General features: G+C 38.2%; 22 protein-coding genes. 4 read left to right on the plus strand and 18 right to left on the minus strand.

The features are described from left to right. Positions 1–129: 129 nt before the first annotated feature. The gene (locus BLW54_RS01895) at positions 130–888 is read right to left on the minus strand and encodes a fumarylacetoacetate hydrolase family protein (protein ID WP_074733107.1); all 759 of its coding nucleotides are present in this window, start codon (positions 886–888) and stop codon (positions 130–132) included. 261 nt (positions 889–1,149) lie between these two features. On the opposite strand from BLW54_RS01895, the gene BLW54_RS01900 reads away from it, so the two are divergent. Continuing rightward, the gene (locus BLW54_RS01900) at positions 1,150–2,076 is read left to right on the plus strand and encodes a prenyltransferase (protein WP_074733108.1); all 927 of its coding nucleotides are present in this window, start codon (positions 1,150–1,152) and stop codon (positions 2,074–2,076) included. A 200-nt stretch (positions 2,077–2,276) separates the two neighbouring features. Here BLW54_RS01900 and BLW54_RS01905 read toward each other — a convergent pair whose 3' ends face one another. The 8 genes from BLW54_RS01905 to BLW54_RS01940 form a co-directional block, all read right to left on the minus strand. Next, positions 2,277–3,326, minus strand: a complete 1,050-nt coding sequence (locus BLW54_RS01905) for a lactonase family protein (RefSeq protein ID WP_074733109.1) — start codon at positions 3,324–3,326, stop codon at positions 2,277–2,279. A gap of 259 nt (positions 3,327–3,585) precedes the next feature. Next, the gene (locus BLW54_RS01910; protein ID WP_074733110.1) at positions 3,586–3,804 is read right to left on the minus strand and encodes a hypothetical protein; all 219 of its coding nucleotides are present in this window, start codon (positions 3,802–3,804) and stop codon (positions 3,586–3,588) included. Between the two features lie 235 nt (positions 3,805–4,039). Further along, positions 4,040–4,648 carry a flavin reductase family protein gene (locus tag BLW54_RS01915; protein ID WP_074733111.1) on the minus strand — a complete coding sequence of 203 codons (609 nt, stop codon included), beginning with the start codon at positions 4,646–4,648 and terminating at the stop codon, positions 4,040–4,042. A gap of 24 nt (positions 4,649–4,672) precedes the next feature. Then, a complete protein-coding gene (locus BLW54_RS01920) occupies positions 4,673–5,914 on the minus strand; it encodes an MFS transporter (RefSeq protein WP_244153460.1) in 1,242 nt (413 codons plus the stop codon). 47 nt (positions 5,915–5,961) lie between these two features. Next, positions 5,962–7,449, minus strand: coding sequence for a sodium:solute symporter family protein (locus tag BLW54_RS01925; protein ID WP_035506472.1), 1,488 nt, complete (start codon positions 7,447–7,449; stop codon positions 5,962–5,964). A gap of 3 nt (positions 7,450–7,452) precedes the next feature. Continuing rightward, on the minus strand, positions 7,453–7,710 hold the full coding sequence (locus BLW54_RS01930) for a hypothetical protein (RefSeq protein WP_035506474.1): 258 nt from the start codon (positions 7,708–7,710) through the stop codon (positions 7,453–7,455). A 135-nt stretch (positions 7,711–7,845) separates the two neighbouring features. Next, positions 7,846–8,760 (minus strand): hydroxymethylglutaryl-CoA lyase, encoded by a 915-nt coding sequence (locus BLW54_RS01935; RefSeq protein WP_208598908.1) that lies wholly within the window; start codon positions 8,758–8,760, stop codon positions 7,846–7,848. 24 nt (positions 8,761–8,784) lie between these two features. Continuing rightward, complete coding sequence (locus BLW54_RS01940) at positions 8,785–9,981, minus strand: CaiB/BaiF CoA transferase family protein (protein ID WP_074733112.1); 1,197 nt, start codon at positions 9,979–9,981, stop codon at positions 8,785–8,787. Between the two features lie 258 nt (positions 9,982–10,239). Between BLW54_RS01940 and BLW54_RS01945 the strand changes: the two genes are divergently transcribed. Beyond that, entirely contained in the window at positions 10,240–10,938 is a 699-nt protein-coding gene (locus BLW54_RS01945) for a GntR family transcriptional regulator (protein WP_074733113.1), read from the plus strand. A 109-nt stretch (positions 10,939–11,047) separates the two neighbouring features. Here BLW54_RS01945 and BLW54_RS20580 read toward each other — a convergent pair whose 3' ends face one another. Both BLW54_RS20580 and BLW54_RS01950 read right to left on the minus strand, forming a co-directional pair. Then, positions 11,048–11,212, minus strand: coding sequence for a hypothetical protein (locus BLW54_RS20580; RefSeq protein ID WP_155996943.1), 165 nt, complete (start codon positions 11,210–11,212; stop codon positions 11,048–11,050). A 135-nt stretch (positions 11,213–11,347) separates the two neighbouring features. Beyond that, positions 11,348–12,211: a VanW family protein gene (locus BLW54_RS01950; RefSeq protein WP_074733114.1), complete on the minus strand. Its 864-nt coding sequence runs from the start codon at positions 12,209–12,211 to the stop codon at positions 11,348–11,350. A gap of 228 nt (positions 12,212–12,439) precedes the next feature. On the opposite strand from BLW54_RS01950, the gene BLW54_RS01955 reads away from it, so the two are divergent. Continuing rightward, entirely contained in the window at positions 12,440–12,700 is a 261-nt protein-coding gene (locus BLW54_RS01955; protein WP_074733363.1) for a helix-turn-helix domain-containing protein, read from the plus strand. After that, a complete protein-coding gene (locus BLW54_RS01960) occupies positions 12,693–12,890 on the plus strand; it encodes a hypothetical protein (RefSeq protein ID WP_074733115.1) in 198 nt (65 codons plus the stop codon). Before BLW54_RS01955 ends, BLW54_RS01960 begins: the two co-directional genes overlap by 8 nt. 733 nt (positions 12,891–13,623) lie before the next feature. On the opposite strand, the gene BLW54_RS01965 is transcribed toward BLW54_RS01960, so the two are convergent. The 7 genes from BLW54_RS01965 to BLW54_RS01995 all read right to left on the minus strand — a co-directional run bounded on the left by BLW54_RS01965 (position 13,624) and on the right by BLW54_RS01995 (position 21,571). Further along, a complete protein-coding gene (locus BLW54_RS01965) occupies positions 13,624–14,076 on the minus strand; it encodes a serine O-acetyltransferase (RefSeq protein WP_208598909.1) in 453 nt (150 codons plus the stop codon). 36 nt (positions 14,077–14,112) lie between these two features. Then, positions 14,113–15,528 carry a lipopolysaccharide biosynthesis protein gene (locus BLW54_RS01970; RefSeq protein WP_074733116.1) on the minus strand — a complete coding sequence of 472 codons (1,416 nt, stop codon included), beginning with the start codon at positions 15,526–15,528 and terminating at the stop codon, positions 14,113–14,115. Between the two features lies 1 nt (position 15,529). Continuing rightward, a complete protein-coding gene (locus BLW54_RS01975) occupies positions 15,530–16,885 on the minus strand; it encodes an O-antigen ligase family protein (protein ID WP_074733117.1) in 1,356 nt (451 codons plus the stop codon). A gap of 20 nt (positions 16,886–16,905) precedes the next feature. After that, positions 16,906–18,009, minus strand: coding sequence for a glycosyltransferase family 1 protein (locus BLW54_RS01980; protein ID WP_083391455.1), 1,104 nt, complete (start codon positions 18,007–18,009; stop codon positions 16,906–16,908). Continuing rightward, positions 18,009–19,154, minus strand: coding sequence for a glycosyltransferase family 1 protein (locus BLW54_RS01985; RefSeq protein ID WP_074733119.1), 1,146 nt, complete (start codon positions 19,152–19,154; stop codon positions 18,009–18,011). The genes BLW54_RS01980 and BLW54_RS01985 overlap by 1 nt, the downstream gene beginning before the upstream one ends. 64 nt (positions 19,155–19,218) lie before the next feature. Then, entirely contained in the window at positions 19,219–20,196 is a 978-nt protein-coding gene (locus BLW54_RS01990; RefSeq protein WP_074733120.1) for an SDR family oxidoreductase, read from the minus strand. Position 20,197: 1 nt separating this feature from the next. Next, entirely contained in the window at positions 20,198–21,571 is a 1,374-nt protein-coding gene (locus tag BLW54_RS01995) for a nucleotide sugar dehydrogenase (RefSeq protein WP_074733121.1), read from the minus strand. Positions 21,572–21,575 lie beyond the last annotated feature (4 nt).

Raw genomic sequence — 21,575 nt, forward strand, 5'->3', positions numbered from 1 at the left:
GGATCAGCTTCTTCGTGAGCTCGTTGTTCCTGATCCATATGTCTATGAAGCAGCAGGTGTAATGTTCTACACTTAAACTTTCACAACCTATAAATAAGAACCTTGCACAAGTGCAAGGTTCTTCCTCTGTTATTTCTTCACATAGTTGGTCAGCTTTCCGATTCCTTCAATTTCTATTTCCACCTTATCTCCAGGAGAGAGTGCGCCCACTCCCGATGGCGTCCCTGTCAAGATGACATCCCCAGGCTGAAGTGTCATCACTTCTGTTACCTTCACAAGCAGCTTTTCTATCTTGTGAATCAAATCATTGGTATTCGATTGCTGTTTGACTTCCCCATTTAAAGTAAGCTTGACACCTGTATGATTCGGGTCGAGCTCTGTTTCAATTACAGGGCCAAGAGGTTTAAAAGTGGCAAAAGACTTCGCTCGGGTAAATTGCCCGTCTTTCTTTTGCAAATGGCGATCAGAGACATCATTCCCGATCGTGTATCCGAACACGTAAGAGAGCGCATCCTCTTCAGATACGTTTTTCGCCTCTTTCCCAATAACGACAGCAAGTTCTGCTTCATAATCGATTCGGTGATCAAGCGTTGGAAGTTCAATTTCTTCGCCTTCGGAGATGACAGCGCTTGGTGAAACCATGAACATCATCGGTTCTTCCGGCAGCGGTTTTCCCGTTTCTTCTGCATGGAGAGCGTAATTAAGACCGATGCCGATTACTTGAGACGGCTCGACGGGTGACAAGACAGTTACTTCATCCAGTCCATATGTAATAGAGCTTTTTTCGGCATTCCCTTTCAAGAAATCACCATTGAGCTCTGTAATCGTATCGCCTTCCAATACACCAAAGTAATTTTCTCCATCTTTTCGATAACGAAGGTATTTCATATGCTTTCCCCCTAGTGAAATGATATAGTTTTCATAATGTTCTTAATCATTAATTGTAAACTTCTTCTCTTAAAAGGAAAAGGATCGATTTCACCTACGCTTGATTCGATTCTCATTCGGGTATGTACAAGTAAGGCCACTCTTCATTTCTATTATTGAAGGCCCTGGGGGATTGGGAAACAATCCGGCGTCTCACCTAGCCCCTTTGTCTGCGGGATCGTCCACCCAATTAGAAAGACTACATAAAAGGAGTTGAAACCTATGTTCAGTCAAGCCCTCTCTACCATAAAAACCGGTTGGTTATTGCTTCGATCTGTGGCCGTCATCTCTTCTAGCGTCGCCACGATCGTTTCCACCGTGTTGCCTCTATACCTTTACTTTCCCATTTCAGGCAATCAATTGATGATTACTTTTACACTCTTAATCATCGGTGCTTTCATCATCCATGGAGGATTGACACATCTTTTGAATGATTATATCGACGATCAGTCAGGAACGGATGCCCATAGTCCAGCCATCTTATCTGGCGGAAGCCGGGTGATCCAAACCGGTTTGATGTCTTCCCAGATGATGTGGCGCGTCGGCAAAGGGCTAATCATCCTCTTACTGATGACAACAGCCGCTTTAGCCGTCTTTGAATTTTACAAATTGTCTATCTTGTTAGCTATCGGGCTTTGGGGCGCCATTTCCTACTCTCTTCCCCCATTAAGATTAAGCTACCGCCCTTTTGTCGGGGAATGGTTCGCTACTTTTCCATCCGTTCTATTTCTTGGACTTGCCGGAGCCTGGTTAACCTTTGATACGCTGCCAGAATGGGCGGTTCAAAATGCGGCCATTAACGCTATTTTCTGTATCGCCTGGGTGATGGTCCACCATATCCCTGATCGTGAAGCTGACCAACAAGCCCATCCCATCAAACAGACAAGCGTCGTTTGGGCGGCAAACAAATTCGGACCTGCATTTAGCCGTCTGCCTGCTCTCTTTTACTTTGCCATTACAGGTCTGTGCGCCTTTTGGTTAGGCATGGAGCGAATATGGGCCGCGTTTGGAATGGTAGTCATTGTGGCCATCGCCATCCGTTTCATTGTCAAAATGGATGTGAACGATCCTCAGCAGGTATCCAATTATGAAAAAATCATTTTAGTTTTAGCTATGATCAACGCAGTTTGGCTAGGTATTTTTATATAGAGTCTGATCTCCAGATTCTTTTATCAAAAGCACTCAGCTGAATCCTATACTCTTTTAGCGAGGACCACATCCTCCGGGCATGCCCCCATCCCTTCTTTACGTACAAGAAAAGTCAGCCCTCGTCCTTTTATTGGACGAGGGCTGACTTATTAAAAAGGGGCACAAAATCCGCTTTCTTTTTTTCTCCAGGAGGAATGGGATTAAGCACCGCCAATAAATTTCACACAAACGGGTTCTGGAACATGAACGCCCGATTGAATGAGGGATAGCTTTCCTGTAGCTTTATCTCTTTCAAACAATGTCATCGTGTTTGACTTTTGGTTTGTAGCGATAAGGAATTCTTCGGATGGGTCCAGTACAAAGTCACGCGGCCAATTGCCTTCGGTTGACGTCCATTCCATAAACGTTAATTGACCAGAGTCTTGATCCACCTTATAGACCGCAATGGAGTTATGTCCACGATTTCCCGCATAGACATATTGTCCATCTAAGGAAATATGAATCGCACTGCCATCATTTGTTTCATTAAAGTCATCCGGGATCGTTGAGATGGTCTGTTGTTCTGTGAAACTTCCATCTTTCTCATCATAATGAAGCACAAGAACGTCTGAACTAAGCTCGGTCATTACATAGGCGAACTTTTGATTGGGATGGAAAGTGATGTGTCTTGGTCCTGCACCAGCGGGTGTGTTGAATACTTGAACCTGAGTTAATTTTCCATGGTCTGCAGCGTAAGTGATTACACGATCACTTCCCAGGTCAATCGCAATGACGTAGTTTTCATCTGGTGTGAAGCCTGCAAAATGCAAGTGCGGTTTTTCTTGTCGCTCATGTGGACCCGTACCTTCGTGTTCCACAACAGAAGTGGCCGGATTCAGGGATCCATCCTCCTTTGTTAGATAAGATGCAATGTTCTTTGTATGATAATTGGCTGTTACTACCGTGCTTTTCCCATGATCTACGCTCACATGGCACGGAGGAGATCCTGCAGCGGTTTGACTATTAAGTTTGGTTAACTCCCCTGTTTCCTCATTAATGGAAAAGGCCGTAACACCGCCATTTTCCCCCTGTTTCGTGACCGCATATAAATTCTGATCATCATCACTCACCGTCACATAGGTAGGGTTTTCTAATTCAGCCGCTAATTTCACATCTCTTAATTCTTTGTTGTCTGTATCAAGCGTGAACTGATACACGCCTTTACTATCCTGTTTTGTATAAGTTCCAACATATCCAACATACTTTGCCATAATAAAACTCCTTTAAGTATTAGAATACCTCTTTCATTAGCTCCATGATCCCTGTTCATTATCTCATAAACGAATGCACTCTCCAAAGCCCTTAAGGGACCTATGTAATGTTGCGTTCAAAGGCGAAGTAGTTCATAAATAAAATAACGGCCAGTCGTAAAAAACCCTCCCTATGAATATTCTTCATAGCGAGGATTCTTGCATCAAATGGTTCCATTTTCTGCAGCGCATGTAACACCTTTTCTAAAAAAGTGTCCATTTATTGTTTTTCTAAATCAAAGCCATATAAATAGGCCACTAACTTGTCAAAATCTTCGTCAGAGGAACATTCAATTTGCAAATCAATAAAGGTCATGACTACTTCTTCATCGTCAAACGGAAAATGGCTGTTATCTACGTTACTCAGAATCTCCCTATTGGAGAGTCCCTTCTCCCGTAATCCCTCAACGGCTTGCTTCATCGAAGATAATTCTGCCATGTGTCTGCCCCCTTATTCGTTCTTACCTTTAATCTTTTCACGTATTATTTACGACATGATCTAGTGATTTTCCTGCTTGAAGCCCTATGAATTCTCACTAAAGGACCAGGGTTTCCTTTATATAAATAGAAGGACGCTCCGGAAAAAGCGAAACTCGACAACAGGGGACGCTTTTTCCTTAAAAAATAAAGTACCTGCCCCTGCTAGTGATTAGGGGCAAGCACTTTTCCAAAGGTTATTTTAAATGTTCATCAGGTAAGGAGAAAAAATGTTTACTTTCGCTGAACACATTCGCCAGACGCCCCAGCGGACGCAACTGATCCAGATCTACTTTATATTCTTCCATATAATAATCCTCCTGGATGTGATAGAAAACCATCTCGCCGATAATTAAGTGATCGCTGCCAAGCTTGATGATTTGATTTAGTTTACATTCCATTTGAATCGGGGCTTCCTTCACACGCTTGGCCTTTACTTTTTCACTATTCATCGGTGTGAGCCCCGCTTCTGCAAATTCATCAATGTCACTAGGAAAATTCTCGGCAGATTTTTGCACTTCATTTCCTAGTGGGGTGGAAGATATATTGATGACAAACTCTTGTGTGGATCGAATATTTTCTAACGTATCTTTGACTGTCCCTTCTCTCTCTCCCACGCCCGGTCCAACGGATATACATAACATGGGCGGGTTTCTCGATGCTACGGTAAAAAAGCTGTAGGGAGCCAAATTCAAAAGGCCCTCCGTGGATATCGTTGATACCCAGGCGATCGGGCGCGGTACGACAGATCCTGACAATAATTTATACACGTGTTGAGTATCTAGTTCATTCGGAGAAAACTTCATGGGTTACTCAGCTCCTGTTCATGTTTAATAAGCAGTTCTTTCCATTTTATTTAAACGATGGAGGAGGACTATCACCATAATCATCAGAACAGAAATCATCAGCCATCCGAGCGTATACCCTTGGCTTTGATCGACAATGAGACCGAACAAAGGCGGGAAAAGGATGACCCCCAAGGAACCTAACGTAATGCTGAATCCACTGGACAAACCTGCCTGTTCTTTAGGGACAAGTTCAGAAGCCAGGTTCATCCATATCCCATTAAACCCTGATACGGCGAATCCGAACACGAAGAACAATGGAACCAGAAGTCCATACGGGGTTCCTTTAGGGAGAAAAGCGACAACAGCGCTTATGACCAGGGTGATGATGACAATAATGACCATCACCTTCAACCGTTCTCCTCCAAAGATTCGATCACTGATCACTCCCCAGACGATTCTTCCTAGAGACCCCCCTGCTTCAGAAAAGACTAATAATAGTCCAGCTAAGACTAAATGGATCCCGATTTGCTCATAGGTAAAAAGAACAAGGTATGTATTTAAACACATTTGTGACCCATTGATCCCCATCGCACTGAGACTAATAAACAACAGCGGTTTATTTTTAGCCATAAGGGTAAGCGAGGAGAAGGTAGAACTCAGGGATGGTTTCTGTTGTTGGACAGGTGTCTCATTTTTGGGGTCCCGATACAGGACGTAGGCGATCACGCCTGCCGCTATTAATACAAAACAGGAAATCAATACGACGGTTCGCCAGCCGTATGTCTCAGCAAGGGGAATTAATAAAATGGCTGATAGCGCCGATCCAAATGTAATGCCCATTTGTTTAATTCCCATGGCGGTTCCTCTTTTCTTTTGACTGAACCAATAAACAATGCCACGGTTTGTGGTCGGATGCATCCCTCCATACCCAATTCCACCAACCATAATAAGCAGCAGAACGACCCAGTAGGTGGTCTGAAAGGTCATCATCAAAAAGCTGATGCCCAGGATGGAAGACATAAACGCCAATAATGGCCTGGAACCAAAACGATCCGATAAAAGGCCCATTGGAATAGAAGCAACCGCCTGCCCCAGAAATAAGGCAGACGGCAGAAGGCCAACTTGTGCTTTGGTTAAAGATAGATCCTCCTCAATGAATACACTTAGCGGTCCAAGACTCCGCCCGATGAATGCAACCATAATCTGGGCCATAAGCAGCCACCATAACATTCGCCAAGGGCTATACGATTCTGTATGTGCTAAATCCATGGCTTCATTTCTCACTAGACTCATCTCTTTTCTATAAAACTACTTTTTGTTCCTATTCCTCATTACATCCCGATCACTTGTTTCGCTTCTTTTTCTTCCCCTACAGAAACACTCACGACAAGACTTCCTATGACACAGACTCCTAGATTGATAAGAAGCCCCCATAATCCGTTCGCGACTCCGAGCAAGGAATAGTCGAATATCGTCATGACAGAAGCTATGATCGTACCTGTAAGCATCCCTGCAAATACGGCCTTAGAATGAAGACGATTCCAATACAACCCTAGAATGAGACCTGGAGCTATTTGAATGAGAAGTTCAAATTTCAATACAAATATTTGATACAGCGTTCCCGGTGGAAACCATGCCACTAAAATAAGAATTCCTACCGCCACAAGACCTACGAGCTTCCCTACTAGAAGCTTCTTATGCTGGGAAGCTTCAGGATTAATATACGTCCCGTATAGATCATTGGAAATGATCGAAGAAAAGGTAAGCAATACCGAATCAGCTGTTGAGACAATCGCTGCAATCACGCCACCAAACAAAAGGACCATGGCCCAATAAAAAACCACATGCTGACTCGCTACAGCGCTCGCCATCATTCCAACTAATTGTTCAGATTCCCCTGTTGATAAACCCGGAAAAGCATTGATCCCGATAATCCCGATTATAAACACAACCCCGGCAGTTAAAAATGGCATCCAGGCCATCCGGCTGAACGAGCGTTTTAGTGTGCGTTCATTTTTCGCAGCGAATATCCGTTGAATGGCATGGGGATAAACGGCGGCCCCTATCCCAATTAAAACTAACAAACTGAACCAATTGACCACCCCAGGTCCATCAGGCACTCCTAATTTTTCAGGGGAATAAGCTTGCATGTAATCCGCTGATGTCGGCAATCCCCCAAAGTAAACGATCGAACCAATCAAAAGCATAAATACACCAAACAAGAGGGCAATGCCTTGCATCGTATCTGTATAGGCGACCGAACGCATTCCCCCAAGCCAGCCATAAATCACCATGATGATAACGAAAAATATGACACCCACTTGGTAAGGAATCGTTCCTCCAGTTAACCCAGACACCCCTTGTCCAATCGCAACCAGTTGTTCAAGCAAATAGTTGCCTAATCCATATAACATTAATAGGGCAGCAAGAATAGTAACGGCTTTCGATTTAAAACGTTTCTCAAACCATTGAGCGGGAGTGACCAACTTATATTTCTTACCGAGCGAATATAACCTCGGAGCAAATAATAAATAGGCCATGATAATCATAATGAAGAAAGGCACCGATACTAAGTATTCAAACCCCATACGATAGGCAGAAGGAGGATAGCCAATCACGGTATTCCCACTATATTGGGTAGCAAAGAATGTGAAAAACAATACCATAACACCAAGCCCTCGGCCACCAAGATAATATTCATCTAAACTCTGGTGGATATTTCGATTACGTAAGTACGTCGTAATCCCCACGCCCAACATAATCAACCCATACATCAATAGAATGAGGATTCCTGACCAACCTGAAAACGCTAATTCCATGAATTACCTCGCCCCTTTCTTCTCTGCCTCTTTTTCCTCTTCCTCTTCTTCCAACATCCAGTGGTACTTTAAAACGTAAGATAGAAAGGCAGACAACAATAAAGAAGCAAAAATAATCACCAGTGCCCAAAGCGGGATTCCGTAAATCAGTATTTCACCAAAGCTGGTCGGAAAATACCAAGGGGTAATGAAAGCTAATAAAACCCCAAAAACAATCCATAGTTTCCCGTTTTTGATCGGTTCTCTTTTGGGTTTGTCCAATTTGGCGCCTCCTTAAATTCAAAATTTTCAGATTTGGAATGATATAAAATAGCCGTTCTTCACGTACACAGTCCCTTAAGAAGAAGCCGGATTCACTTTTTTCAAAAGGGCTTCCCAGATCAAAAAGATGCTCCTTTATGAGTAAGAAGTCGAATGCAGGTCTGTGATTTTACCCGCTTTAATAATTTGACCTGGAAGCTCATGGTTTAACGTTTTTTCAAGGCCTTTCGATATCTCTATTAATTGATCAAGGTTTACATTCACGTCATATCCCATGAAAGCGAGCATGTGAACAAGATCCTCTGTACAAATGTTTCCCGTTGCACCTGGGGCAAATGGACAACCGCCTAAGCCGCCTAAAGAGGCATCAAACCTTGTGACACCTGCACGGATGCCTTCCATTACGTTCGCAAGACCCATGCCACGCGTATTATGGAAATGCAGCGTGACCGGAAGCCCCGGCCAACGATCAAGGACCTTCTCACATAATTGGTAGACTTGCTTCGGGGTGGCCATTCCTGTCGTATCTGCGAGCGTAATGCTCTCTGCCCCTAATGCAAGATACTGGTTGATCAGTCCCATCACGCGATCTTCATCCATACGCCCTTCAAACGGGCAACCAAAAGTCGTGGCCAATGTTCCATTCATTTGGATGCCTGTTCCAGAAAGGACACCTGCTATATCATGAAAATTGGAAAACGATTCGTCCACTGTGCGGCGTACATTCTTCAGGTTGTGTGTTTCGCTGACCGAAACCACTAGATTCACTTCATCTGCTTGACAGACAGCTGCGCGTTCTGCCCCTTTGACATTTGGAATCAATGCCGTATACGTCACGCCCGGCTTGCGTTCAATCCCTGCCATCACTTCCTCAGCGTCTCTTAAGTTAGGGACAGCTTTCGGAGAAACAAAGGATGTGACCTCAACCTTATCCACCCCTGCATGACTTAAACGGTCGATTAAGGCTATTTTCCTTTCTGTAGGGACAAATTGATCCTCCATTTGAAAGCCATCTCTTGTTACGACTTCCTGGATATAAATCCTTTCCACGACGCCTCACCCCTTCAACAAAAGTTAAATTATGCCTTGTTCTTTCAGCTTTTGAATCTTTTCCCTATCATAGCTCAGCCAGCTTTTCATCACTTCCTCGGTATGCTGTCCAAGTTCAGGACCCAGCCATTTTGTCCCCCCTGGTGTCTCACTCATTTTCGGTACAACCCCCGGGATTTTCAATGACTCCTCTTCATTCAGTTGGTAATCCTGGATCATATCTCTGCTTAAATAATGCTCGTCTTTTACGATGTCTTCGATACTATAAATGGGACCCGCAGGGACTCTAGCTTCATCAAGTTTCTCTAAAGCATGTTCGAAATCCATAGTTCGGGTCCAATCTTCAATAACTTCATCAAGGAAATCTGCGTGGTCTGCTCTTCCACTATTCTTTTGGAATCGCTCATCTTCAGCCAAATCGGCTCTTCCAATTACATTCATCAACCTTTTGAAAATCGCATCCCCATTTCCACCAATGACAATATATTTTCCGTCCCTGCATTGGTATGTATTAGAAGGAGCTATACCAGGCAGAGATGAACCTGTCCGTTCGCGAACCGCACCAAGCTTATCGAATTCAGGAAGGGATCCTTCCATCAAGCTAAACACCGCCTCATATAGGGCCACATCCACGACTTGACCTTTGCCGGTACCTTTCACATCACGATGGTAGATGGCCATCATGGCGCCTATGACGGAATACATTGCGGCAAGTGAATCACCAAGACTTATTCCCACCCGGGTTGGAGGAAGATCTGGATGACCTGTCAGGTGACGGAGTCCCCCCATCGACTCACCAATACTTCCAAACCCTGGTTTATCACGGTATGGACCTGTTTGACCATAGCCAGATACCCTGACCATCACGAGACCTGGGTTAATCGAAGATAACTCTTCATAACCAAGATTCCATTTCTCTAAGGTGCCTGGTCTGAAATTCTCAATAACGACATCACACTCTTTAACGAGGGACTTTATAATTTCCTGACCTTCGTTACTCTTTAAATCAACGGTGATCGACTTCTTATTTCTGGACTGGAGTCTCCACCATAAGGAAGTTCCTTCATAGATATGACGCCAATCCCTGAGAGGATCGCCTTTTTTAGGCGGCTCTACTTTTATCACATCGGCCCCAAATTCAGCCATCAACCTGCCGGCAAAGGGTCCAGCAATCAGACTTCCTAACTCTAATACTTTAACTCCCTCTAAACTTTGACTCATGTCACTTCACCTCTTGTTCTGTATTCTTCATCCTGTTAACGCTTACAACTCCCTCGAAAAAACACAGGCGCTTCCTTGTATTTTCAATGTTTTCTGAATCTTGTGATTTATAGTATCAATTTGTATACAATAAAGCAACCCACTCTGAGTAAAAATTATGGATCAGGTGTGAAAAAGGCTTCATACCAATTTAAAGTCGTATCAAACATTGAATCGTTAACTCCTTTTGTATACAATAAACCAAAGGGGTGTCCTATTATGAGTGCTTATGAATACATAAAGAAGGCCATTTTGCACGGGGAGTTTCCTCCTAAAATGCGGCTGACCGAAGAATTTTTAGCAAAAAAACTGCAAATCAGTCGAACTCCAATTCGGGAAGCATTAAAGCAATTAGAAACGGAAGGCCTAACGGTATCTATGAAACGAGGGGTACGCGTCCGCCATTTTACAGAATTGGATATCAAACAAATCTATGACTTGAGGACTCTTTTAGAGGGGTACGCGGCTGCTCAAGCGGCCATTCATCGGACCGATTCAGATTTACAGGAAATGGCTACAGCCAATGAAATGTATGAAAAAGCGATTGATCGTTATCTTGAAACAGGGGAAACAACCATAGAGGATATTTTAAACATCAACCATCGTTTTCATGACTCTGTTATAAAAGCTTCCAAAAATCAGCACATCCATTCCCATATATCCAAAGTGATTGTGGTTCCGTTAATTTTCCGCTCCTTCTATTGGTTCAATGCTGATCAGTTAAGACATTCGCTTGAGGTGCATAAAACCATCTTAAAAGCCATTGAAGAACAGGATACCGAACGGGCCCGTGTAGCTATGCATGAACATATCTATCATGGAAGGGATCAAGTCATGAAACATATCGAGACAATCGATAAGCAATACACAGGGAATAATGAGAAAAGCCTCTCCTTCCAAACAGAGCCCTCTTCCTAATGAGGCTCGCTAAATTCCAAAATACGAGAAAAAGGAGTCACCTATATACCGGTGACTCCCTTTTCTTTTGGTTGTTATAACTTTTTTTCCAACGGCCCCTAAAAAGGTTTTAAAGCATGCTTTGACATTCAGAAATACATGCTTCTAAATCCTGCTGCGCGTGCTGCATCTTATCTCTTGATTGTCCATTGTCCATGTGGTCCATAGCGAGTTTTAAATGGGAGATCGCACTTTCACATTCACTGATACAAGCTTGGATTTGCGACTTATCCATCTGTTCATCCTCCTTTCCTACATAAAGATAAAGTATCCGATAGGTCAGTCATTTATGTAATGGAAAAGATTCCAACAAATCCGTCCGGAAAGGGTTATCACAACCATTGATCCTCCCTAGCGATAAAATCTCCCTTCACTCAGCGTTTTTCTCAAGGAGATCCGAGGAATGAATGCGTACCATCACCTTCCCATCTACGGATTTAGCCTGGATTAAAACAGGCTGGTTATATTCATTTTTGAAAGTGAAATCCGGCCCATACCAACTGACTGTCGCATCCCTTCCCGGTGGGACATAAGGGACGTTCCTGCTATGGGAATAGCGTTCCACAATTTTAAGACCAGCGTGATCAACAGCATTATATAAAGTAGAGGATACCTGGCAAATTCCTCCCCCAATGCCCTCTGCCAACTCCCCCCTGACAATCACCGGCGCACGGACGTACCCTTTTTCTTTTGTTCGTTTTCCAACGACTTTATTAAAGGAAAATAATTCTCCTGGGAAAACCACATGATTATTAATCGCATGAGTCGCTAGAGAGATATTCTTGGACCTTGCCTTGTTGCCCTTTTTAAAATAGGTTAGATAATTCCCGATGTGCTTTGCCCTTATTTCTTCCAATAGCTCCGCATCTACTTGAGGATAAACTGGGGTCATAGGAACGGTGATACTGGTTAAGCTGTTAGTGTAGAAATATTGATAAAATTGGCCCTTTACTTTCATACGGTCTATTCGCGACCCAGCTTTCCCTTGAACAATGCTCCCATTCTCATCAATGATGGCATTGACAGGTTCTCTAGCCAATTTGTTGTCTAATTCATCAAGAAAGGACTCAAATTTCTGACGATCCACCATATTTTCATCAAGAAAGGGAATACTAAAATCCTCTCTACTTATCCGCTCAATGGTTTGGCCATCATGGTTAAGCTCCAAAGCATCTGGCGAATCTTCCTGCGGCATAATTAAAAGTAACAGAAAAGGTAAAAACATGACCTTCATTGCTCATCACCTCTAAAGGTAGTATGAATGAAGGCCATGAAATCATGCATTAGAACCCTTATTATTTGAAGTGGAATATGTTTTAAAAAATAGATTGAACATCTTTTATTTCCATCTCTTTTTTCACATGTTGTTATCTAATAAAAAAACACTCAAAAATGTAAAATAAACCCAAAACTTGACTCATAGTCTGTGGTTGATTTCATGCATCCATATGATGATTTTCATATGGAAAACATAAATAAACCACTCATTATAAAATCCTTCGGTAAACATTTAAAAAGTGTCCGTCTTGAATTAGGTTTCTCCCAAGAAGAACTTGCATTTAGAGCAGGCCTTGATCCCACTTATATTAGTGGTGTGGAAACAGGGAAGCGTAACCCTACCATTACTACCGTCTACCAAATCGCAGGTGCTCTAGAAATTTCAGCTCAAGAACTTCTTCCGGAAATCAGTGAACCAGGGAGGAAGGAGAATTCAGATGAATAATACGATAAAGAAAGAATATCTCCTTCTTCCTAATTACACTTCCCCTCTATTTATTGAGATCCTCGGCAACAAACACTTCATTGCTATGACTACATTCAAACAAATTACTTATAAAGCTGAAGGGCAATCTAAAAATGAAATAGTAGAAAAAACTCTTGCTATGATTAAGAAAGACCACCTTCTCTCATAACAACATAATCCTTTTTAAATTATAAGCTTCTCAAAATTTAAGACGGCGATTTTGTTATTTTCAACTAGATTTATAGCCCATTTAAATGTGCCTCATTCTCTTTCATGAACTAGGCGATCTCTCAAGGAGATTAGCATTCATAGCAGGCATAGGCCGTAACTTACATGAGGGTTTGGAAAGAGGAAAGCGTAACTCTACTCTACCACTGTATAAAGCATTAGGAGTTTCCATTTATACACTTCTATTGGATTTTAGTGAGCAAAGATGAAGAGTATTTAGTATAAATGATATGATATGATATGATAAAAAACAAATCTCTTTCTCCTCCCAACCCTTTCCCTGACTTATCGAGACCCTCGGTAAAAATCATACCATCGCTATGACCCCATTCCAAAAGCCACTTACAAAGCAGAAGGCATTCCAAAAATAAATAAAAACATTAAAAAACAAAAAATTTAATTGAAAGAAAACCATCCAAAATTGTAATATTGCAATCATATGTTAACATGAACATATATTAATATAAAACTTCATAAATGCGTAACATTGATGGAAAGCCTTTAGTGTTACGCCATACTTTAGATAGCTAACTTATCAAAGCAGGCAGCGACCAGATAGCCAGCCTATAATCACATATCATGAAACTTGACTGCGGCAAAAACAGAGGATTTCATACCGTTCTTGTCAATAAGGGTACTTTTTATAGTTGTTGAGTATGAGAGAAAATGTATCTTTATTTATTTTTATAAATTTTTGCTGGTATGCCGACTGCAATACAATTTTCAGGAACATCTTGAAGTACCACAGCTCCAGCACCAATTTTAGCAGAATTCCCAATAGTAATGGGCCCTAAAACTTTCGCTCCCACTCCGCATATAACGTTATCACCTATAATTGGAGCAGTTATTTCCTCTTTCCCATTATATGAAGTTTTACCCATATTTCCTCCTATAGTCACATGATGCATGATAAGTGTATTTTTTCCAATCTTAGTTTTTTTATTAATTACAGTTCCTAAACCATTATGTGAAAAAGTTACAGTGCTATCTATGTTAGCTTGATATGGTATATCACAACTAAAAAAAACTCGATTAATAGACCATAAAATTTTAGGAATGAAAGGAACATTAGATTTGTATAAAGTCTTTGATAAGTTATATATTTTCCCCACCATATTCTTCCTCATTATTGACCTCCTATAAACATGTTAATATTCAATATTTTATCTATTAATCTTATTGAAGAACCCTTTTAAATCTTTATAGTAAATGAAAACTATAATTGCTATTATAAAAGCACCTATAATATACAAAACCACATCAGATACTTTTGACAAGGAAAATAAAGCAAAAGATAGTACCGTAGTAATTACAATATAAAATTTTTTCAGTTCGTAATTTACAGGATACATTTTGGTAGATAGATAGGTACGTAAAATAAAGAAACATAAATATGAAACTGCTGTGGCAATAGCAGCACCGATTGCTCCATGTTCTGGAACAAGAAACCAGTTTCCAATAATATTAGTAAGACATGACACTATTGCAATCGGGACATGCCATAATGTTTTCTTTAGAAAATTTATACCTACAACAGTAATTTCAGAAATTGTATAAAATATAGGCATAAAAATTAAGAATGGAATTACTAATGAAGCGGATTGATAATCGCCCCCAAGTAAGAAAACAAAAAGGTCTTTACTAAGAATAGTTAGAACTGCGAGAATGGACATAAAGAATGTCATAATTTTCATAATTTCACTAAAAAAGTCTGTGTCTTTTGGGTACTTGTTAAACCTTTCAAAACTTACTGGAGTCCAAAAAGAAGAAAAAGCTGATTGTAACGCTACCACTAGACCCACTATTTTATATGCTGCGGTATATATTCCAAGTTCTTCAAAACTATTCCACTGCTTTATTGCTATTCTATCGAAAGATTGAAAAATCCATGTTATTAATACAGTAAAAACAAAAGGGGATCCATATTTTATAATATCTTTAGGTTTATATTTGGTTGATGTGTATCTTTTGTGTTCTACTTTCCATAGATTCTTTCCTAAAATTGCTTGTAACATAAAAGAAATTATTAATGTTAAGATTAATGAATATATCATTATTTTATAATCTGAAGCTAAGGATAATGATAATATAATGATAAAAATTAACGGCAGTAATTTACTGGTAATTTCTATTAACGAATACATATTACCCTTTTGTTGCATTCTTAACACTAATTTTCCAAACCTATTAAGCGTTTGGAAAATTACGCCTATGATTATGAAAATAGAAAGTAGTATACTACTTTCATTAAATAGATAATCTGTTATTGGCTTATAACAAGCAATTATTATCATAGAAAGTATTAGTAATATAATAATAGGAATTTTCAAACTTGAATAAAGAAGTCGCCCCCTATTACTTTCATCTTCTTCATAATAAAATCTAATGAATGCTTGATCAGTACCAAAAGTTGAAATGATCATGCTAACAGTTATCAGTAATGTGAACATTGAAGCTTTTCCAAGTTCTTCAGGTGTTAATATTCTAGTAGTCACGATAGTAGTTATTAACCCAATAAATAGTCCTACCCAACTACCATATGAGAATGAGAAAAACTTTCTAATTAAATTATTTTTCATGTTAAGAAACCTTTACTTTTTGAGGATTATTATACTTCTTATTCTTTATGCTAAAGTACGAATTCATTATTATAAGAGCTAAATAAAAGTAAGTATTATATTTAGCTAACGACTGTAAACTTAGTAGATAAAATAAAAAACTTAAAAGAGGAAGTAGAGATATGAACGTTACTCTACCTTTAAATTTCATTTTTTCAACCCTAAATATTAAGCATATAAATATTACAAATAAGACACTCCCTATTATTCCCCATGAAATCATCATTTCTAGGTACGAGTTATGTGGCCCAACGATTGCTCCTTGCAATTTTATATTATAATTATTCAAATAACCCATTACTCCCTCTCCAAATAATATTTGTAGGAGAGATGCCTCGGAAAACTTATTCCAGTATAATTCTACAACAAGTGAACGTGATCCACTCAATTCACTTATACTATTTGATAAAGCAAACCGATTATAAATAGATCTTATTATATTTAATATTTCATTAATAAAAGGTAGAGCGATTAAAGTAGACATACCAATTATTGATAAAGAAAATTTCTTATATATTTTTTTGCTTGAAAGTAGGCTGTAAATTAAATAGATAATAAATACACCTGAACTAACTATAATAAAACTACGAGAAAGTGTCATTAAACCTAAGATATACATAGTTACAATTAATACAATATAGTTGGTTTTTATTTTATTTTCTTTCACTTGTATATTAATTAAGAAGAGTATAGCTAACAAAACACTCATACCAAATCCATTGGGGTCGCCGCTAGCACCTTCAAATCTATAATAATCCTTATGATTTTGAAGTAAGCTTATCAAACCAAGCATTGCGGAATTAAAAATGCCTAGAACAAATGAAATAGTTATTTTTTTGAAATCCAACACAATGTCATTATCAGCTATCAAGATAAATGCATATAAAATTAAAATTGCCCATCTAACTAAGGAAATGACTTCAGAGGACGAATAATTTACCATGTGAAGCAATTCATAACCTATTAATAATAAATACATCACAAGGAAATTACGATTAATTTTTAGCTTGTTAAATCTACTAATGCTAAACTTCAAAAAAGATAATAATAATATTATAGTTGCGTAAGAAAAACCCTTTTCGTATGAAATAAATATATCAAGAGAAGGTAGTAAGAAAAATATTAAATATATATTTTTCATGTAATTAAAACATAAAATGTAAATACTTAATAAAATAGCAACAATAACTAAAAATATATTTTCCTCATTTGATGCATTCAAAGCTAGCAAAAAAATAGTAGCCATATAGAATAATATATTCGCAATTATTGAAAAGGTTTTTTTATTTATTTTTAATTCCTTATTTCTAATAATCATAATCCTACCCTCTAATTTAGTTAATACTTTACATCATACATTTTCATCAATCGAGTTATATTATCTTTTAAACTATATCCTTTAGCACTTAAAGCTTCAGCTGCTTTTGGTTTTCCTTCTTTTTGATGTTTCGACATTTTAATAAGGCAATCAGCCCATGTGTCAGGCCCTTTTGATAGATCTAAAAAGGTAATACTTCCATTATTAATATCAGTTTCCTTTGAAATCCCTGATGATACCACACAAGGCACATCACTCACTTGTGCCTCTAATAAAGAAACTGGTACACCTTCAAAGTGTGAAGGAAATATTAATACATTAAACATATTCATTAACTCTGGAATATCAGACCTTAATCCAGTTAATACAAACTTATCACTTAGACCTCTCTCCTTAATCTTCCCTTCTATTTCGCGCTTTAGAGGGCCATCTCCCACTAGTACAATTTTAAAGTTATCAGTGATCCTACATAATGATTCCGCAACCTCTATAATAAATGAGTGATTTTTAACCTCTGAAAATCTTCCAACATGTCCTATTACTAAATCTGAGTTGATTTGAAATAACCGTTTGTAATTTATAGAATCATATTGACTTAAATTAGTATATTTCTCAATATCAATTGCATTTGTAAGAATTTCATAGCTTCTATTCCCAAACAAAAAACTTCCAGCATCATCTCCGCATGCTACTAACTTTGTTGCATTAATTATGGATAGATTCTTCAAAAAAACTAAGTATTTCCTTTGCCATTTTTGCTCTACATCACTAGTATGTATATGACATATCCTTTGTTTAATTCCTGCTAGCCTTGCTGCAAATAAAGAAAATCCCGATTTGTAACCATGATGTACGTGTATCGCCTTGTATGGTCCATTCTCCTTACAAACTTTAAATACTCTATTCACATGTGTGAAAGGTCCATCACTTTTAATATAGGGGATTTTAAATATTTTGCCTCCCTTGTTTAGTATTTCTTCTTTTAATGGTCCGTCATTGAACGTTATAAAATCAAACTGTACTTTATTAGTATCCACCTTTCTATATAAATTCATAACCATAGATGATATGCCACCGTATGATGTAGTTGGTATCACATGTAATATTTTTGTAGGTGTTCTCACTATTTAATTACACTCCTTTCATGTAGCCCATAAGACTGATATAGATCCTTTATTTCCGATTCAAGAAGCATCCCTTTCTTAATGAATTTTTCTTTTATATAATACTTATCTGTAGGAGTCAATAAAGATTGAGCTTTTATCTCTTCCTTCCAATCTTCCACGCTTTGGTCTAATGAAACAAATTTAACTAAATTTAGTCCCATATCCACTTCTACTGGCAATGATTTAGATACAACACAAGGGGTACCAGCTGCCTGGGCTTCAATCACAACTCCACCTAACCCTTCATATATAGAAGGCATAATTAATACATCTAATAGTTTCATAATTTGTGGAATATCGTTTCTTACACCTAAAAAAACAATTTGTTCTTTTAAACCTTCTTTTTCTACAAGGGTTTCAATACTTCTTCTTAGTTCTCCATCACCAGCCAGTATTAACTTTGCATCAATTCCTTCAGCAATAATTGATTTAAATACTTTTATAGTAAATTTATGATTTTTCATAAAACTGAAGCGTCCTACCTGGCCAATGATCAGTTGCCCTTCGGTTATACCTAATTCCTCTTTAAGGTTTTCGTCTTTACTTGCGCTCATATACTTTTCTATATCAATTGCGTTTGGCACAACTCGAACACGACCAAATTCAACAACCCTTTTTCCAAAAACATATTCTCCGGCTTTTTTACTTATAGCTAATAAAGAAGTACTATTTCTTACTATTAAATTTCTTCCAAGACTAATAAATATCTTTTTAAGTATTTTCTTATGAGATTTTGTAGAAGTTGTTCTTGCATGACTTACTCTATATTTAATCCCTGCTATTCTCGCTATTAAACACACTATTCCAGAATGATAAGATGTGTGTGTGTGTACAGCTTGATAATCATCATTTTTTCTGAACACTCTATATAAATCATAGACATGCTTAAAAATATTTTTTCTAGGACTAGTCACAACAATTTTCTTACCGCCCATTCCTCTAATTTCGCTATCGTAATAATGGCGGTTATTGTCCAATACTATGAAATCGAACTGCACATCATTTCTATTAATTTTCCGATATACATCCATTATCCGAGACTCTGCCCCGCCAGTATTCATGGTAGCAAATACATGTACAATCTTAATTGGCGTTTGCTTCATTATTTATCAGTACCTTTACTATAATAAAATAAAATATAATAATACTTATAGATAAATGAAAAAGTCACAGGTTAACTTTGTACCAATCTAATGCGTGTTTAAAACCATCATGAAAGTTCCATTGAGGGTTATAATTTAAGAACTTTTTTGCATTAGATATATCAGCTAAACTATGTTTAATATCCCCTTTTCTGTTTGGCCCATATTCTGGATCAATATTCTTATCTAGTAAGCTTTTCATGATTGGATAAATGAAATTCAAACTATAACTCTCACCATAAGCAACATTGTATGCATAACCACTGGCTTCTTGTGTTGCTATGCATGCTTTTAAATTTGCTTCAATTACATTATCAATATATGTGAAATCTCTACTTTGTTCACCATCACCATTAATGATAGGAGAGGTATTATTTAGTAGTTGCTTTGCAAATAACGGAATGACTGCAGCATATTGAGAATGTGGATCTTGCCTTCTCCCGTACACATTAAAATATCTTAAACCAATACATTCTAGTCCATATAAATCAGTATATAAATTTCCATACAGCTCATTAACTTTCTTAGTAATTGCATATGGAGATAAAGGTTGACCTTCCTGTCCTTCAACCTTAGGCAACCTTGATGAATCTCCATAAACAGCTGATGAGGATGCATACACTAATCGTTTGATTCCTTTTGTATTCCTAGCGGCTTCCATTATATTATGAGTACCCTTAATATTATTATCTTCATAAATTAAAGGTTTCTCTACAGACCTCGGAACAGAACCAAGGGCAGCTTGATGTAATACATAGTCTACATCTTTACATCCCTTCAAACATGTTTCATAGTCCCTAATATCACCTTCAATAAATTCATATCGATCTTCGCCACTAAAACATTCTACGTTTTCTAGTTTCCCTGTCGAAAAATTATCAAGACCTCTTACTTCATAACCTAACTCAAGTATAGCTTCTACTAAATTAGAGCCTATAAACCCTGCAGAGCCAGTAACTAAAAACTTTGAGCCTTCCGGAAATACCAAATCTTTATATCCCATATTATAACCTCCAGTAATCGTAACCTTTATCCATAGCCTCTTCTTTATTAAAAAGACCTTTAATATCCATTAATACATGATTTTCATTCATGTTGCTTACATTTTCAGTAGTTGCAGCAACCTCTTGCAAACCTTTCATAGTAGAATAACAATTATACAAACTTTTCAGGTCATCCAAATTAAGAGTGTTGAACTCTTTATGAGGAACTGCAAAAATAACAGCATCTACATTATTCACTTCTTCCATGTTGCAAGTATTAATCTTATATTCATTCCATAAATCTTCTTTATCAGCTACAGGATCAACAACCTTAACTTCCACCCCATATTCTTCAAGTTCATTTACAACATCTACTACTTTAGTATTCCTAACATCAGGACAATCTTCTTTGAATGTCACACCAAAAATAGCAACTTTAGCTCCATTTATTTGTTTATTAGCCTTAATCATCTTTTTAACTGTATTTTCAGCAACATACTTGCCCATATCATCATTGATCTTTCGTCCAGATAAGATGATTTGTGAGTAATACCCCATTTGTTCCGCTTTATAAGTAAGATAATAAGGATCTACTCCAATACAGTGCCCCCCTACTAAACCAGGGAAAAACTTGAGAAAGTTCCACTTAGTACCTGCTGCCTCCAGCACTGCTTTTGTATCAATCTCCATTTTATTAAAAATAATGGATAACTCATTCATAAATGCAATATTAATGTCCCTTTGAGCATTCTCAATAACTTTTGCAGCTTCTGCAACTTGAATACTTTCAGCTCTATGAACACCAACATCAACGACTAACTCATAAACTTTTGCAACAATGTTTAATGTTTCTTCGTCCATTCCTGAAACTACTTTCACTATAGATTCTAATCTATGTTCTTTATCTCCAGGATTAATTCTTTCGGGGGAGTATCCAACTTTGAAGTCTTTTCCACACCTCAACCCAGACTCCTGTTCAAGAATCGGAACACAAACCTCTTCAGTAACACCAGGATAAACGGTAGATTCAAATACGACTATAGAGCCCTTCGATAAATTTCTACCTAAAGTTTTGCTAGCTGACTTAACAGGAGTGAGGTCAGGGGTTCGGTCTTCTTTCACCGGTGTTGGAACAGCAACAATGTGAAATTTTGCTTCTCTAAGCTTCTCTTCCTCATAGGTGAAGTCAATAGTTGTCTCCTTGATTACTTCGTCTCCAACTTCTTTAGTAGGATCTATCCCATTTTTATAAAGGTTGACCTTTTCTTTGTGAATATCAAAGCCAATTACATCAGCTTTTTTTGCAAAAGCCACAGCAATTGGCATCCCCACATATCCAAGACCAACCAAAGAGACTTTTTCTTCTTTTTGAACAATTCTATCATATAAGTTCATACTA

The sequence above is a fragment of the Halobacillus karajensis genome, from assembly GCF_900108515.1.
Lineage (GTDB): Bacteria > Bacillota > Bacilli > Bacillales > Halobacillaceae > Halobacillus > Halobacillus karajensis.

Excerpts from the sequence above, each read along its gene's own strand:
- BLW54_RS01895 (WP_074733107.1), bottom strand. The coding sequence starts at position 888 with ATGAAATACCTTCGTTATCGAAAAGATGGAGAAAATTACTTTGGTGTA.
- BLW54_RS01900 (WP_074733108.1), top strand. The coding sequence starts at position 1,150 with ATGTTCAGTCAAGCCCTCTCTACCATAAAAACCGGTTGGTTATTGCTT.
- BLW54_RS01905 (WP_074733109.1), bottom strand. The coding sequence starts at position 3,326 with ATGGCAAAGTATGTTGGATATGTTGGAACTTATACAAAACAGGATAGT.
- BLW54_RS01910 (WP_074733110.1), bottom strand. The coding sequence starts at position 3,804 with ATGGCAGAATTATCTTCGATGAAGCAAGCCGTTGAGGGATTACGGGAG.
- BLW54_RS01915 (WP_074733111.1), bottom strand. The coding sequence starts at position 4,648 with ATGAAGTTTTCTCCGAATGAACTAGATACTCAACACGTGTATAAATTA.
- BLW54_RS01925 (WP_035506472.1), bottom strand. The coding sequence starts at position 7,449 with ATGGAATTAGCGTTTTCAGGTTGGTCAGGAATCCTCATTCTATTGATG.
- BLW54_RS01940 (WP_074733112.1), bottom strand. The coding sequence starts at position 9,981 with ATGAGTCAAAGTTTAGAGGGAGTTAAAGTATTAGAGTTAGGAAGTCTG.
- BLW54_RS01945 (WP_074733113.1), top strand. The coding sequence starts at position 10,240 with ATGAGTGCTTATGAATACATAAAGAAGGCCATTTTGCACGGGGAGTTT.
- BLW54_RS20580 (WP_155996943.1), bottom strand. The coding sequence starts at position 11,212 with ATGGATAAGTCGCAAATCCAAGCTTGTATCAGTGAATGTGAAAGTGCG.
- BLW54_RS01950 (WP_074733114.1), bottom strand. The coding sequence starts at position 12,211 with ATGAAGGTCATGTTTTTACCTTTTCTGTTACTTTTAATTATGCCGCAG.
- BLW54_RS01955 (WP_074733363.1), top strand. The coding sequence starts at position 12,440 with ATGGAAAACATAAATAAACCACTCATTATAAAATCCTTCGGTAAACAT.
- BLW54_RS01960 (WP_074733115.1), top strand. The coding sequence starts at position 12,693 with ATGAATAATACGATAAAGAAAGAATATCTCCTTCTTCCTAATTACACT.
- BLW54_RS01965 (WP_208598909.1), bottom strand. The coding sequence starts at position 14,076 with ATGAGGAAGAATATGGTGGGGAAAATATATAACTTATCAAAGACTTTA.
- BLW54_RS01970 (WP_074733116.1), bottom strand. The coding sequence starts at position 15,528 with ATGAAAAATAATTTAATTAGAAAGTTTTTCTCATTCTCATATGGTAGT.
- BLW54_RS01975 (WP_074733117.1), bottom strand. The coding sequence starts at position 16,885 with ATGATTATTAGAAATAAGGAATTAAAAATAAATAAAAAAACCTTTTCA.
- BLW54_RS01985 (WP_074733119.1), bottom strand. The coding sequence starts at position 19,154 with ATGAAGCAAACGCCAATTAAGATTGTACATGTATTTGCTACCATGAAT.
- BLW54_RS01990 (WP_074733120.1), bottom strand. The coding sequence starts at position 20,196 with ATGGGATATAAAGATTTGGTATTTCCGGAAGGCTCAAAGTTTTTAGTT.
- BLW54_RS01995 (WP_074733121.1), bottom strand. The coding sequence starts at position 21,571 with ATGAACTTATATGATAGAATTGTTCAAAAAGAAGAAAAAGTCTCTTTG.